Source organism: Akkermansia muciniphila (genome assembly GCF_040616545.1).
In the GTDB taxonomy this organism is placed as follows: Bacteria; Verrucomicrobiota; Verrucomicrobiia; order Verrucomicrobiales; family Akkermansiaceae; genus Akkermansia; species Akkermansia muciniphila_E.
Genome location: NZ_CP156688.1, coordinates 1756953 through 1771523 on the forward strand (window position 1 = coordinate 1756953; position 14571 = coordinate 1771523).

The 14571-nt window shown below is 53.5% G+C and carries 10 protein-coding genes; 9 read left to right on the forward strand and 1 reads right to left on the reverse strand.

The features are described from left to right. The first annotated feature begins 169 nt into the window (after window positions 1–169). Window positions 170–1354: an acyltransferase gene (locus ABGM91_RS07205; RefSeq protein WP_354830899.1), complete on the forward strand. Its 1185-nt coding sequence runs from the start codon at window positions 170–172 to the stop codon at window positions 1352–1354. Between the two features lie 64 nt (window positions 1355–1418). Here the strand turns inward: ABGM91_RS07205 and ABGM91_RS07210 are convergent, their stop codons facing one another. Further along, window positions 1419–2696: an alpha/beta hydrolase family protein gene (locus ABGM91_RS07210; protein ID WP_354830902.1), complete on the reverse strand. Its 1278-nt coding sequence runs from the start codon at window positions 2694–2696 to the stop codon at window positions 1419–1421. An 84-nt stretch (window positions 2697–2780) separates the two neighbouring features. Between ABGM91_RS07210 and ABGM91_RS07215 the strand changes: the two genes are divergently transcribed. The 8 genes from ABGM91_RS07215 (at window position 2781) to ABGM91_RS07250 (ending at window position 14569) form a co-directional block, all read left to right on the forward strand. Continuing rightward, window positions 2781–4031 (forward strand): beta-ketoacyl synthase N-terminal-like domain-containing protein, encoded by a 1251-nt coding sequence (locus tag ABGM91_RS07215; RefSeq protein ID WP_354830905.1) that lies wholly within the window; start codon window positions 2781–2783, stop codon window positions 4029–4031. Then, the gene (locus tag ABGM91_RS07220; RefSeq protein WP_215429825.1) at window positions 4018–5181 is read left to right on the forward strand and encodes an 8-amino-7-oxononanoate synthase; all 1164 of its coding nucleotides are present in this window, start codon (window positions 4018–4020) and stop codon (window positions 5179–5181) included. Before ABGM91_RS07215 ends, ABGM91_RS07220 begins: the two co-directional genes overlap by 14 nt. Window positions 5182–5200: 19 nt before the next feature. Next, window positions 5201–5731: a hypothetical protein gene (locus tag ABGM91_RS07225; RefSeq protein ID WP_354830909.1), complete on the forward strand. Its 531-nt coding sequence runs from the start codon at window positions 5201–5203 to the stop codon at window positions 5729–5731. Between the two features lie 128 nt (window positions 5732–5859). Continuing rightward, window positions 5860–6318 (forward strand): hypothetical protein, encoded by a 459-nt coding sequence (locus tag ABGM91_RS07230; RefSeq protein ID WP_354830912.1) that lies wholly within the window; start codon window positions 5860–5862, stop codon window positions 6316–6318. A 24-nt stretch (window positions 6319–6342) separates the two neighbouring features. Next, the gene (locus ABGM91_RS07235) at window positions 6343–6756 is read left to right on the forward strand and encodes a DUF2752 domain-containing protein (protein WP_354830914.1); all 414 of its coding nucleotides are present in this window, start codon (window positions 6343–6345) and stop codon (window positions 6754–6756) included. A 285-nt stretch (window positions 6757–7041) separates the two neighbouring features. Continuing rightward, a complete protein-coding gene (locus tag ABGM91_RS07240) occupies window positions 7042–7593 on the forward strand; it encodes a DUF4190 domain-containing protein (RefSeq protein WP_354830916.1) in 552 nt (183 codons plus the stop codon). Between the two features lie 457 nt (window positions 7594–8050). Next, window positions 8051–8836, forward strand: coding sequence for a hypothetical protein (locus ABGM91_RS07245; protein WP_354830918.1), 786 nt, complete (start codon window positions 8051–8053; stop codon window positions 8834–8836). A gap of 93 nt (window positions 8837–8929) precedes the next feature. Then, window positions 8930–14569 (forward strand): RHS repeat-associated core domain-containing protein, encoded by a 5640-nt coding sequence (locus tag ABGM91_RS07250; RefSeq protein WP_354830920.1) that lies wholly within the window; start codon window positions 8930–8932, stop codon window positions 14567–14569. Window positions 14570–14571 lie beyond the last annotated feature (2 nt).

The window sequence follows — 14571 nt, forward strand, 5'->3', positions numbered from 1 at the left end:
TGCCTTGCCATATCCGGCCTTTGATTGTGGAGGAAGGGCATGCATGAATGCCGTAAGGCCCTCTTCCCCGGACGTGCGGCACACAGAAACAGCAGGAGGAATTTACATTAAACGTTTTTTCTTAAATTTATAGCTTTTATTCGGATAAGAAATCCGCTGAAATGCCCTTATGAGCTTGCCTGCGGCTGATAATCAAGGAAAAGAAAACCCTCCTTCGTATGTTGGTTTGGATATTCCCCTGTCGAGAAATTATGGAATAGACGCTTTGCGCATTGCCGCCATGATGATGGTTTTAATTCTTCATCTTGTGGGGGCTACTCATGTTTTGCCGCTGGAGAATTATGATTCCGCCCTTCACAGGGTGGGATGGTTGCTGGAGATCGCGGCTTATTGCGGGGTGAACTGCTATGCGCTGATTACGGGGTATGTGTGCTGTGAGGGATCATTCAAGTATGAACGTGTGGTCACTTTATGGTTCCAGGTGATTTTTTATACGGCAGGCAGTCTGGCGCTGGCGATGCTGTTTCTACCCCAGGCGGTTCATCTTGAAAGTATTTTGAGCTCGTTTTTCCCTGTTTTGACGGGCCAGTACTGGTACGTGACGGCGTATGTGGGGCTGTTTTTCTTTATTCCGTTTCTTAATGTCCTGGGGCGCCAGCTTACCAAACTACAGTTTCAATATCTCCTTGTCACCGTACTGGTTCTGTTTTCCGTAATTCCTACCCTGATTCACAAGGATGTGTTTCCTGTAAGCGGGGGGTATTCCGTCTGGTGGCTGGGCATTCTCTATATGCTGGGTATGTATATCAAGAAGTATGGCTTTTTTACAGGGATGAAGACGGGCACGCTGTGGGCGCTTTATGCCGGATGCGTCTTTTTTGTCTGGTCGTTCAAGATGATTCTTGACGTGGTATCCCCTCTCGTAATTGGCCAGGTGAGGGGAGGCGGGATGTTCATTGCCTATAATTCTCCGTTCATTGTAGGGACGGCGGTTTCCCTGTTCCTGATTTTTTCCCGCATGCGTTTTTCCTCCCGCAGGGCGATTGCCTGTATTTCATGGCTGGCGGCGGCCTCGTTCAGTGTTTATGTGATCCATTGCAACCTTTTGCTGGGCAGATTGTTTTTATGGGATCTGTTCGGCAAATGCGCGTCTTCCTCCCCCGTGATGATGGTGGTGAAGGTGGTTGCGATGGCTGTGGCGGTTTATCTGGCCTGTTCTCTCGTGGATTCCGTACGGCGCTATTTATTCAAGATGGTGGACGTCAACAGGGGAGCCCGGGCGGTCGTTGGCTTTTTCGGGAAACTGGGCCGTCTCTGCCTGAAAATGTACCGCAGAATGTCCCTGCATCCGTAACGGCAGGGAAGCCGTGTTCCGGCTGCTCCGGCCCGTATGGCGTTCAGGCCGGAATGGCCCCCTTCTATTTTTGTTCCTTGCTCAAAAGGCTCTTGATCCAGGGAATGACGAGGTCTTTTTTAAAGAAGTGGTTGCGGGGATCCACATTGGCGAGGCGGAAAAAGGCGTTCCGGTCCAGCCCTGCCGGCAGGCGGCTGCCCTGCCAGCGGCGGCCCGCATCCGCAAATTTGGGCTGGTGGCGGTATTGGAAATGCTCCGGAGCCCCGGCCATACGGTAGGCGCCGGAAATGAGTTTGAAATCCCTGTCCAGCCCTCCTTCCGTGCAGATGACGGGGCGGGGGGCAAGAGCGGCCACAATGTCCGGAAAGTCAAATTGCTGCCAGAATCCCGGTATGAGGTGGCGGATGGAGTTGGGCGCGGAGCGCACGCCCCTGTTGTCCGGCACGGTCATGACTTTGGCGCGTTCCAGGGTGCGGCACAGGAAGTCATTATACACAAATGCAAAGATGTCCGGATTCAGGATGCCCAGCACCATCATGGGTTCCGTGCCCAGGGAGAAGCCGCTCAGGATGATGCGGTTTTTCTGTGCCCAGGGGCGTGTTTTTACCCAGTCCAGAATGCATTGGTCCGTGTAGGAGGTGTAGCCCAGCCAGCTCCAGCCCATTTCCAGCAGGAAACGGGCCAGGTTTTCATAATCGTGGGAGGAACGGCCTGCGGCGTGCTCGGCGTCTCCCTCCTCTCCCGTCCCGGCATTATCTACCACAACGGCCGCCCAGCCCTGCTTCACATAGTGGTACGCCATGGCGTTGTTTCCCGGCTGCTCCACGGGAGGCTGCGAGAGGTCTGTGGATGTTTCCGCAGCCAGTTCTTCCTTGGTTTGATCGGAACCGGGGATGCAGAAAACCACGGGAACCGGGTTTTCTGCTGAAGCCGCATCCGGGATGAGTACCAGAAACGGTACGGCGGCTCCCGGGAAGGGGTAGGCTTCCCATTTTTCTGCCCGGTAGCGGTCCCTCTGTACGGCTTCAACGAGGACGGGCGCCGGGAGGTGGGCATGAAGGGGAAATTTCATCAGCTTTTTCATGGCTTCCCGAACTTTGTCCCGCCAGGCGGGGAAGGCTTCCGGGGCCATCTCCGGGGAAAACCCGCACGCCGGGCGGATGCCCTCCAGCATTGTTTGCACGATTCCCCGGGAGGAAACGTGCCGCTGGTCATTCCGGGGAGAGCGGAGTACCGCCCAGTCTGCCGCGTGGAATTCCGGCTGTGCGGCGGGGGAGCAGAACGCGGGGAGGCAAAAGACGGTAAAGAGGAGAGAGAAGAATCCGGAGGCCTGAAGGGTCATGAGGCCAGATTGCCACAGGAGGAGGCTTTGTTGCAAGGCGCCAGCGGTGCCGTATTTCCGTTCTGTTCCTGACGTACCGCAGGCTTGAGTTTGCCCCGGCGCGGAGGTAGCCTGGCCGTCGACATGATTGAGGGGGGTAAAAGTCACGGGAGTCCGGAGCCGCGGGTTTGCGGCCTGGGGCTGGCTTCCGGGTTTGGCATGGGGGCGGCAGCCCATCTGGACGGGGTAAGGAAGGGGCGCAGGGTATTGAGGCCGTTGCGGGAATTGTGGGGAGAGGGCCATCCCTGGGCGGAGGTGTTGAGCGGATGGATTCCGGACAGGAAACTTTTATGCAGCCGCAGGAACGGCCCCGCATCCCAACTGGCATTGCTGCTGGCGCGGCAGGCTGTGGAGGAAGCCGGGTGGAGTGGGGAGGAACTGAAAGACGCGGCCCTGATTGTGGGGAGTTCCCGCGGGAATGCCTCCGGCTGGCTGAGCCCGTGGCCCGGGCGGCGGGCCATGAAGATTCTGGCGGTTCCCAATTCCCTGCACAGCGAGCTTGCTTCCTGCGTCAGCATTGAAATGGGCATTCACGGGCCTTATCACGTGCTGGCGAGCGGATGTGCCGCCGGGCTGGATGCTGTGGGCATGGCCGCCATGCTGATGCGGCAGGGGATTGCCGGGCGGGCACTGGCGATTGGCCTGGATTTGCCCCTGTGCCGGGAATTGCTGGGGACGTACTGGGCCTCCGGCATGCTTTCCCGCAACGGGGTGAATGATCCCTATGGCCCCTGCGCCGACGGCATGTGCATTTCCGAGGGGGGAGCGGCCATAGCGCTGGAGATGTCTGACGAACCCGGTATTTACGTAAAGGATTATCTGGTGAATTCCGATGCCTACAGCCCTTTGGGAATGCCGGAGGATGGAAAGGGCATGGCCGCCCTGCTGGAGGGCGCCCTGCGGAATTGGGATGGGAGCGTCCCCCTGACCGTGTGTCCCCATGCCAGCGGGACGGCGGGTAATGCCGCTTCCGAACGTGCCGCGCTGAAACGGGTTTTTGGAAGCTGTTTGCCGGATTTAAGGATGATGAAGCCGTGGACGGGCCATGCCATTGGCGGCAGCGGCATTCTGGAGCTGGCCCTGATGCTGGCTTTTACCAGGGAGGGTGTTCTGCCTCCCAATCCGGAATGGGTGAGTTCCCCCGGCGGCGGGGCTTCCGCTGCGGAGGAATTGCCTTTGCGGGGAAGACGGCTGCTGGTCAAATCCGCCGCGTCCATGGGCGGCCATAATGTGGTGCTGAGCCTGGCCGTGGATGATGGGCATTCCTGCAACGTGAACGCTTATGAAGAATCCTGAACAGTTTTTATCAGAATTGAAGTCCGCGGGGCTGCTGCGCGTTTTGCGGAATGTGGAGTGCCTGCCCGGCGGCATGGCCCGCATGGAGGATGGGCGCGAGGTGGTCAACCTGGCGAGCAATGATTACCTGGGGCTGGCGCATCATCCGGCCCTGGCGGAGGCGTTTTCCCGCGCAGCGCGTGATGGCGGTGCGGGGGCCATGGCGTCCCGCCTGGTGACGGGAACGCGCCGGACGCATTCCCGGCTGGAGGAGGCGCTGGCGGCGTTGAAGGGAACGGAAGCAGCCATTAGTTTTTCCTCCGGCTATGCCACCTCCCTGGGGGTGATTACCTCTATTGTGGACCGGGAGGATACGGTGCTGATGGACAAGCTGTCCCATGCCAGCCTGATTGACGGCGCGCGTTTGTCCGGCGCCCGCCTGGCCACGTTCCTGCATAATGACATGAAGTCCCTGAGGAAGAAGCTGGAGTACCTGCGGGAGAATAATCCTTCCCGCGGGATTCTGGTGGTGACGGAATCCGTTTTCAGCATGGACGGGGACCGGGCCCCCCTCCGGGAGATGGTGCGCTTGAAAGATGAATTCGGCGCCCTGCTGCTGGTGGATGAAGCGCATGGATTTGGCGTGCTGGGGGAACACGGGGCCGGACTGGGGGAGGAGCTGGGAGTTTCCTCCCGGATAGATTTCCAGATGGGCACCCTCAGCAAGGCAGCCGGTGTGAGCGGCGGCTATGTGGCCTGTTCCCGCGCCTGGGCGGACGTGATGGTCAATTCCGCACGGTCCCTGATTTATTCCACAGCCCCTCCTCCCGCGCTGGCTGCGGCCGCGCTGGCCGCGGTGGAGGTGATCCGCAGCGCGGAGGGGCAGGAGCTGCGCCGCCATGTTTCCGTGCTGGCGGATGCGCTGTCCGCCGCGCTGGGAATGCCCGGCAGGCCTGTTTCCTCCATTTTCCCGGTAGTGATCGGTGAGAACGAGGCCGCCCTGGCGGCATCGGAAGCTTTACTGGAAAGGGGTTTTCTGGCCCCTGCCATACGCTACCCCACCGTGCCGCGCGGAACTGCCCGGTTGCGCATTACAGTGACGGCAGCCCACCGGACCGGGCAAATTGAGCAGCTGGGCCGCGGGCTGGCGGACCTGCTGCACGGATCATGAGACGATTCCTGAAATGACGATGAAAGCGCTGTCCTCCCATTCCCTTCACTTGGTCCTGAGCCTGTTTTTCCTGCCCATGATCATGGTGTATGCCGTGACAGGCCTGTTGTACATGGGCGGGGTGGACCAGAATTTTACTTCCCGTGTGGCCGTGTATGAGCTGAATGCTTCCGACCAGGCGCCCTATGCGGATTCCTGCGGGGAGCTGGAACGCCGCGGAGTAGTATTGCCGGGAGGGAAGGTAAGGCCGTTCAAGGGGAACCACATTCTGGGGTCCATGACGGATACGCATGTTTTATTTCTCAGGGAAGGCGCTTCCCTCCGGGCGGAGGTGGTGGAGCCCGGCATCTATCCCAAGCTGATGCTGGCCCACAAGGGAAAGGCGGGATGGTTGTTTACTGTGCTGGGGTATGGAGCCGCCCTTACCTTGGCGGCGCTTTATGTGACCGGTGTCCTGCTGATGTGGAGAAACCGGAGGAAGAGGAAACTGATGCTGCTCAGCGCCGCGCTGGGAACAGCCGCCGTGGCGGCGGGATACCTGATGCTGTAAGGCGTGTGAGATGACAGCCGGATGTCCGGAATGGCAGAGCTTGCACCTTGACAGGAAAGCTGTCTTCCAGTAATGGGAAAGGATGAAGGTTCCAAAGGGGAACCTTCCGTGAACTCCATAAGAATAATATGATGAATGCTCCTGATTCTTCCTCCCCGCCGCCCTGCTGCAGCGGTTCCCCCTCCTGCACGGCGGCTCTGGTCCTTGGCATTATTGCCCTGGTGCTGGCGTTGATTGGCTTCTTCCCCTGCCTGGGCTGGATTGCCCTGGTTCCTGCGGTGCTGCTTGCCATTATTGCGCTGATCATGAGCATTGTGGCCGTGAGCAAAGGCTCTCCCAAGGGAGCCCTTGTCGTTGCCATCATTGCTTTGGCTGTATCTGCCGGAGCTGGCATTGTACAGGCCTGGATGGCCAGTACCGCCGCCGTTTATGTGGAAAAGCACCAGGATTATGTGGAAAAGAAAGCGCAGGAGGTCCAGAAGGAACTCCAGCAGCTGGAGCAGCAGAACCAGGAGCAGTTGAAGAGGCTCCGGGATGCTGAGAGCTCCTCCCCGGTGAATGAGGAAAACGTTTCCCAGGAGCTGTAGGAGCAGGAAGGCTTCCAAGAAAGTATGGCGATGAATGACGTGCGGCCTGCGTGGCGTTCATGCCGTGATAACTGGATAATCAGGAGGGTAGGGTTGCCTGTGTGGGCTATCCTGTCCTGCCTGTTGCTGGTGCCGTCCGTTCTGGCCCTGGTGGTCAGTCCGGACGGGATGAAATCCATAGCGCATTCCGTTGCCGTGCCGCACCGGGAATGTCCACTGTGCGGCATGACGCGCGGTTATGTGGAAATGGCCCGTGGAGATGTGCATGCCGCGTGGGAATGGAACCGGGGCGCTCCGTTCTGGTTCATCTTCGGGTTGCTGAATGGTGGAGCGGCCGTGGTTTATCTGGCATGGTCCTGGCGGAAAAGGAGCATGCACTTGAGACAGGAGAACTGGTGCTCTGGAGTGGAAAATCCGCGGAAGGAACAGAGAAAATAATTATCTGACGGCTGTAGATGAACGGTTGTGTCATACGTTTTTTGTCATAAAGACGGTATGCCGGAAAAGGTGTGAAAGAGGGGAGGCGGTTTGGTGGATGATGTAATCATGGCATTTATTTTTAGCACATTGAAAGGTATCAGGCCGTCGTTGTGACCTATGGCGGCGATGTTTTTGGCGGAAACGAGGGAAAAGGGGCAACAGGGAGGTTCCTTGACAGATTTTGCGCGCTTTCTTTAACATTGGGATGTTTCCGTGTCTGGAAATCCAATGAAAAAATGAAAGATGAACAAAATAAACTATTCGGATACCCGCCGTTCCGTTCCCGATACCGTTTCAGCTATCCTTGCATTAATTCTGGGCATTGTAGGACTGTTTTTAGCGTTGCTCGCCTTTTTGCCATGTCTGGGATGGGTGGCCATTGTTCCCGGTCTTCTCTGTGCCATCCTGGCCATTATTCTGGGGGCGGTGGCGGTAAAGAGGAGTGATGACAGGACCTATGGTTCCGCCAAAGGGGCGCTGACATGCGGGTGCATTGCCCTGGTGGTTATTATTGGCGCCACCATTTACCAAGGCATGATTCTGGCGCCCGTCATGAAGCAGGCGGACGCCCATACGGAGGAATTCAGGTGGACGGCGTGCAGCGCCGTGAGAGAGGCCAAGGAAGAAATGCATCCGGAAGCGTGTGAGGCGGTGGACCGTGTGATCTCCCTGATTGACCATCCGGAGAACGAGCACGAGATGGTTAAAGAGAAATTCCTTGAAGTGGCTCCTCCGTCCAGACGGGGCGCGACGGCCGTCCTGGAAGGCCCTGCTCCTGCGGATTCCGGTAAATGAAGCGGTAAATCTTGCGGCAGGATTGGCGGATGTACTGCCCGGCACCCTCCGGGATGAACATCCTGCTGACACAGGCCGGTTTAAATGGCATGATGACTGTCATTTAAACCGGCCTTGTATTTTTAATAGGAGCGGGGGCTCCGTCCGGAGTGAGGCCCATTGGGATAGGAATGCCAATCTTTTGGCTGTTTAATATGATGAAGAGGAAAGTGGTGCCGGGAAAAGGGGAAGAGGAAATCATCCTCTTTCTGTTGAAGGAAGGATTTGAAAAAACATGGATGGCGGGAAAGTGTCCATGGATGGGGGAACAGGGGCATTCCTGCCATCGTGGATATTGCTCAATAATCTTGAAATCAACACTCAAGGCCCATTGAAATAACGTGTGTTCATTCAGGGTGGCAGTAAAGAATGGCGCCGATGCAAAGCATCATTTCATTACAACTCAACCATTATCTGTATGAATGAATCCATATCAAATTCTCCGCAGCCTGTTTCTGCGGAGCAGCCGGGGATTGTTTTTTTCATCCCCTGCAAGGCAAACAACGCGCCTCTGCTGGTGGAAGCCGTGCAGGGCATCCGCCGTGCCGTTCCGGAAGCGTCCGTTATTGTTCTGGACGATGACCGGGCACGGTGCCCGGAGACCGTGAAGGAAGTGCTGCGGAACATGTCCGTAGAGTGGAAGGTGCTGAAAAAGACCGGGACATCCTCCGAACATGCAGCTGCCATTCTGGAGCTGATGGCTCAGGCGGTGCGCCATGAACATGATGTGCTGGTGCGCACCAAACCGGACAACCTCATTCTGAATGCCGCTTTCCTGAGGGAATTTGCCCGTTCCGGTGCGGGGCTGTGCGGGACCTGCCTGCGGTCCGGCCTGCTGTGCAATGAACTTTACGCCCTGAAGCCTGCTGTGCTGAGGGCCATTCTCCAGCATCTGGAGCAATCCTCCTCCGTGATGAAATGTCCGGAAGGCGCCGTTATCCTGGGGGCCTTTACCGCCCTGTTTCCGGATGGCGCGCCGCTGCTTGCCAGAGCCTGGACACGTGGTGCGGGAGGCCCCCTGTGGGGACATTACAACTGGACGTCTTTCCCGTCTGCGGAATCCCTGGCGGACATGGACATGGTATCCATGAGCCGGCGGTATCAGGACAAGGTGGCGCGTTCCGTCCGCCTTTCCGTCATGAGATGCCTGCGGAACGCCATCTGTAGCCGTCCTGTCTCCGTGGATCGCCGGCCTGCCGCCTGAACTTAACCCAAAGCATCTGTCGGGAATGAAGCCAGGGAAAATCCATGGCGGCGTTTCCCTCATTTCCGGCAGATGCGTCAATGACAATAAAAAATGAAAGAAATTGATAATCAATTATCCGCTCCGGAACAGCCCGGCGGAATGCCCAGCCATCCCGTGACATTCGCCTCCAACGATGAACCGTCCCCGATGCCGTGGCCCAATACCTGGTACCCCGTCACTCCCATAGGGCCGGAGACGGAATACCCATGCCCGTGTTCCGAAGGCGACTCCGGTACGGGAAGTACGGACAACAACAGCGTGGACTTCTCCATTGAATTCGGCCGTTTTCCCAAATGGCCGGAATTGAGTGGAGGGCGCCTGATGCTGAACCTGAACATGATGGATGCCGGGTTATGCTGGGGGACCGCCTTTCAGTACGAACACATTTCCCAGCGCCGTCTGGAAGTGACTGAAACCACCAATGCGTCCATCAGCCGTCCGGAAGAACCGGAAGACGTTTCCCGGGCGGTGGTGAAGACGGAAAAAGGGTTTCCGCGCTATTACAGCTTTGCCTCTCCAAATGTTTCCGGGGCAGAGGTGCTTGGCGGTACTCAGATGTTCCAGGACAGGATGCGGCGCGTTACCGTGGATGGCATTTCCTATCTGGAAGAAGCTCAGGAAGGCGGCATGACCATGCGCTTCCGTCCCAATTCCGCCGTATTTGACCATATCGTGACGCCGCTCGGCGTGAAAATCACCTTCGCGGAATTGGCTGAGGAACTTCAGGTAGTCCGGCAGGATGCCTATAACGAGCCCAACAGCGCGGTAGAAGCGTTCAATGCGCTTTCCCTGTTCATGCTGAAACAGGTGTGGAACAAGGCGGACGGATTGCTGGACCTGAGCGATGTGCAGAACATCAAATGGTATGCCGCCGCAGACGTGGAGGGACGACGCAACGACGGAATGTATATCATCCGCAATGGAGCCGTTCCCATCAAGACGTGGAAGCTGTCCTGGACGTTCTCGGATACGGAGACGATGATCGCCCGTGCCGTGGATGAAGAAAATCCGGAGGTGACTCAGATGATGCTGAAGACATTGCGCATTGAAGAACCGGGCGGTTTTATCAGTGAATGGCGTGCCGGCCTTTACCCGGACGACCTGACGCTGGTGAAAGGCGAGGGAGATGACGCTATCAGCATTGTCACCAGATGCCGCCCTGCGGACGGCCATGAAAACATGATAGCCAAGGACCTTAACGGACAGTCCATGGTGGCGGGAGGCTACTACACGGACAAGAAGGAAAAATTCAAGTATGTATACAGCGGTGTAGCGGGAACCGAGAACGCCGTGCTGTGTTCCGCAGAAAAGGAAGTGTACCAGCGCCGGTTGTACGGAGACGTCCTTCTATCTCGCACGGAAGGATATGAAACCCCGCTGGAAAGGACATGGACGTACGGATACGGCAGCGATCCTTCTTCCCCCAATTATGGCAAACGCATCAGGGAAACGCGCCCGGACGGTTCCGTAGTGGAGATGGAGTATGATTCCAACGGGAACGTGATTCAACGGACGGAGCCGTGGTATGGAGATATTCAGAAGAAAATTAGTTATACTTATTCTTCCGAGAAATTTAATGACAGGCGGGTGATACGGGAAGTTGCGAATTTGAGCAATGGTGAAAAGACGGTACAAATGTACGCTATTTCAAATGTTTATTCAAATTCAGGTGAGACTGCATCAAAGACAACTTCTCAAACCGGGTGTGGACAGACCAGACCTACCAATTCTGCATCAACGGAATGGTATGTGAATCATCCTTCTTGTGTTTATGCACAGGGGAAAATAAAAAAGAAAAAAGAAATTGACGGAACGGAAATTCATTATGAATATGCGCTGTGTTCTGATTATCAGTCATTATGGAAATGTACGGAAACACTGCAAGGAGAGCATGGAATTGTATCTGGAAAGTCTACGAGAACCGTTCATTATTATGCAGAAAACGGTAATGAAATAGCGACGGATTATCTGGTCCATGTATTGGGAAATTTTGTTTCTGTTGATTTTAAACAGATGACTTATGATGAATCTCACCGGGTAATTCGTACGGATTATGCCAACGGACTTTATTCTTCTGCTGAGTGGAGCTGTGCCGGTCCTTTGTGGGAGACGGATGTAAGAGGGCTGCAAACGCGGTATACTTATAATGGGGTTAAGCGTTTGGTTCGCATGGAACGGGACGCTGCTGTTCCTGTAGAAAGTTGGAATGGTGATGAAATGACGGTTACTTGTCCCGATACGGTTACGAATTTTACCTATGACGGCGCAGGAAGAATTCTTTCAATCACTACTTCCATGGGGAGTCATATTAACAATGTAGTAAATGAATATGATATATTGGGACGTATCATTTCAAGAACTGATGAATTGGGGCGTTTAACTTCATATTCCTATTCTCCGGACGGTCTTACGACTACAGAAACTACATTTACTGGTTCAACCCTGTCCACCCGGCTTTTTCCGTCGGGATTGGTAGCGGAAGAATCCGGCACGGGACAGGAAGGACGTTATTATGCGTATGAGGCGAATGAGGATGTCGGGATCAGAAAAAATGCCCATTTGGATCCTGATTGTCGGGTAAGAGTGGAAAGCACCGTAGAAGATGGTGGTGGACGTTTTAAAATGGTAGAGAAAGCAACTATTTCTCCTGAAACGGGTTATGGTATCAGCACGAGAAATCTCACCATGTATAATGAGAAAGGGCAGGTAGTGCATTGGATCGGTGATGATAGCGTCAACTATACGTACAAATATGATGAATTAGGCAATCTGCGCTTCAGCAGAAAGGCGTGGTCTACAGAGGATGCGACCCTTCCCGGAGACCGCTTGTTTGAAACGTACTTTCATCTTTTATCTGTGGTGCCATCCGGAGTTCCTCAGGAAGCCTCCCAGATGGTATTCAAGGTCTCCCGTGAGACTCTTCCCAGACAGGATGCTTCCGATTTGACTGAGGATACTTATGAGCTGGTTTCCCGTAAAAGTTCGTCTTTGGTTTCCCTGACACTACATAAGGATGTTTATGCACGATGGTCCTGGGAAAAAACGTACAATGAGAGCGGGAATATCCGTATTCTAAGGGGAAGGAATGGGTGTGATAAAGAGGAAGAGACGGTTGTTCTAAATGGAGATATTGTCCGGAAAAAGGAAACGGATGGCACTATTACCAAGTACAAACGTACTTATGGGTCTTCCGGAAATACGCTTACCATTCAGGATGCGCGTGGAAAAAACATGGTCATTGAGTATGACCTTTCTGGAAGAGAAATTCAGAGAACAGACCAAAATGGGGAGATAACCGTCACTACATATGATGGTGTAACGGGGCTTCCCAGTTGCGTTACTACTCCGGATGGTAAAAAGAAATATTATGAATATGATTCCCGCAACCGGTTGATTCGCCAATATGGAAGTGCCGTTCAGCCGATGAAGTGGGAATATGATGACCGCGATCATGTTGTGGCGCTTTACACGTATCGTTCCCCTGATGGGATTCTGGATACGGTTCCAGAGTCCGGAGGCGATGTGACGCGCTGGAACTATGATCACGTAAGCGGTTTTTTATTGGATAAGACTTATGCAGACGGTACCAGGACCTCTTATAGTTTTGATGAATGGGAGCGTCTTGTAACACGAAGGCAGTCCCGGGGCGTGGAATCCGTTTACCGGTATGATGAAGTTATAGGTAAATTAGTCTCTATAACACATAGTGATGGAACTCCGTCCGTATCCCTTACCTATGATGAGAGAGACCGTATAGCCACAATACAGGATGCTTCCGGCTCCAGGAGAATGGAATACTCCGGTTTTGAAGATGTTGCCTCCGAAACCTCCCATTGGTTGGTAGATAGTACCTTATCCTATTCGCGTGACTCTTTGGGGCGTCCGTCAGGTTATGCACTATCCCTGGATGGGACGGCGGTGCAGGAGGTTTCATTGAGTTATGATACGTTGGATCGTCTTTCTGTAGTGTCGCTTAATGGAAAATCCTTCACTTACGGCTATGATATAAATACAGGTTGGCTGAACGAACTAACCTATCCGAATGAAATGATCCGAAAAACGGAGTTCCATGCCAATCTTCCATTGGTTTCGTCCCTGACCTATGTGAAAGGAACTTCCATAGAGCCCATGATCAAGCATGCCTATACCTGGGACAATATGCAGCGTCCCTCTATACGGGAAGATTATGTAGGCTCCTCCACTCTTTCGCGCCGTCATACATATGGCTACAATGCGCGTGGAGAATTAGCGGAAGATATGATGAGTCCCGGTGGCTCTTTCAGCTATACCTATGACAACCTCGGTAACCGTGTGGCCGCAGTCAGACGTGGAGCTTCTAGTTCTTATGATAGCAATAGACTGAGCCTGTATGAGAGCGCGGCACATTCCGGTATGATCTTCACACCTACATACGATACTGATGGCAATCAGACCAGTGTAAAAACTTCCACAGGAGTCTGGGCTGTCCAGTATAATGCGGATAATCGTCCAGTGGTCTTTACACAAGGAAGCAAAAAGGTGGAATGTGTGTATGACTATCTTGGACGGCGCATGGAAAAACTGGAATATGATGGAGGCCACTTGACTAAGTCTACCAGATTTGTGTATATGGGATATCTTTTGGTAGCAAGCATGGATAGCACGCAAAATATTTCGAATCTTCCTTTGCTGGATACATGGTTATGGGATCCCTCGGAACCAGTGGCGACACGCGTGCTTGCCATATGCACACATAACGCAGATAGGAGTGTGGCGTCTACGCGTTATGCAGCCCATGACCTGTTCAAAAATGTAAGCTCTTTGTTCGATGCATCCGGAAGCCAGCAGGCTCAGTTTGAATATGCTCCCTACGGAGAAACGTTGACGAAGAAAGGTTCATGGGCACAGTCAATGCCGTTCCGCTACTCCAGTGAATACTGTGACGAGGATTTAGGATTAATCTACTACAACTACCGGCACTACAATCCGCAGAATGGAAGATGGATTTCCAGGGATCCGGTTGGTGAAGAAGGTGGGGAAAATTTATACGGTTTTGTATCAAATTGCCCTGTCATGAATATTGATATCTGTGGGTTGAGGCAAACATATGACTCTATAGAAGAAGCAAAAATAGCAGGACTGAAATCCGTAATGGAAGCCATGAATAACTCCTATAAGAAAATTCTTGATGCTGGATATGAACCCCCGAATTTAAAAAAGATGCCTAAATTTAATGAACGAAAAAGTGAGTCTCAAAAAAATAAAGAAAGAATAAGAATATTAAAAGAATTCGCAGGAAATGATAAAAAACTGTTAAATGAGTTGTTGGAATATGAAGCAAAATTAGGAAAATGGGAATATGGTGTGAGGGTGTGTTGTGATTCAAAAAGAAAATTTTATGTAGGAAAAGTGGGTACAACATATAATCCTGAAGATGTGAATGCCTTAGCTGTTCCTGGTTGTGATAAAGGTGATACTGTAGTAGCTTATATTCACACACATACGGATCACGATCCAAATTTTAGTGGCGCAGATGAAAGAACTGCTAGACAGGGAATCAAGCATTCGAATCCGCAAGTAGCCATGCCTGGTGGTATTATTATTATGTCAACAGTTGAAAGAAGTGATGGTAGTATTCTATCATATGAATATAATGCAAGGGTTAACAGTAGGGACACATATGAGAATTACATAAAAAGAAAGAAAGGATAAAT

Excerpts from the sequence above, each read along its gene's own strand:
- ABGM91_RS07225 (WP_354830909.1), top strand. The coding sequence starts at position 5,201 with ATGAAAGCGCTGTCCTCCCATTCCCTTCACTTGGTCCTGAGCCTGTTT.
- ABGM91_RS07250 (WP_354830920.1), top strand. The coding sequence starts at position 8,930 with ATGAAAGAAATTGATAATCAATTATCCGCTCCGGAACAGCCCGGCGGA.
- ABGM91_RS07235 (WP_354830914.1), top strand. The coding sequence starts at position 6,343 with ATGGCGATGAATGACGTGCGGCCTGCGTGGCGTTCATGCCGTGATAAC.
- ABGM91_RS07230 (WP_354830912.1), top strand. The coding sequence starts at position 5,860 with ATGATGAATGCTCCTGATTCTTCCTCCCCGCCGCCCTGCTGCAGCGGT.
- ABGM91_RS07245 (WP_354830918.1), top strand. The coding sequence starts at position 8,051 with ATGAATGAATCCATATCAAATTCTCCGCAGCCTGTTTCTGCGGAGCAG.
- ABGM91_RS07220 (WP_215429825.1), top strand. The coding sequence starts at position 4,018 with ATGAAGAATCCTGAACAGTTTTTATCAGAATTGAAGTCCGCGGGGCTG.
- ABGM91_RS07240 (WP_354830916.1), top strand. The coding sequence starts at position 7,042 with ATGAACAAAATAAACTATTCGGATACCCGCCGTTCCGTTCCCGATACC.
- ABGM91_RS07205 (WP_354830899.1), top strand. The coding sequence starts at position 170 with ATGAGCTTGCCTGCGGCTGATAATCAAGGAAAAGAAAACCCTCCTTCG.
- ABGM91_RS07210 (WP_354830902.1), bottom strand. The coding sequence starts at position 2,696 with ATGACCCTTCAGGCCTCCGGATTCTTCTCTCTCCTCTTTACCGTCTTT.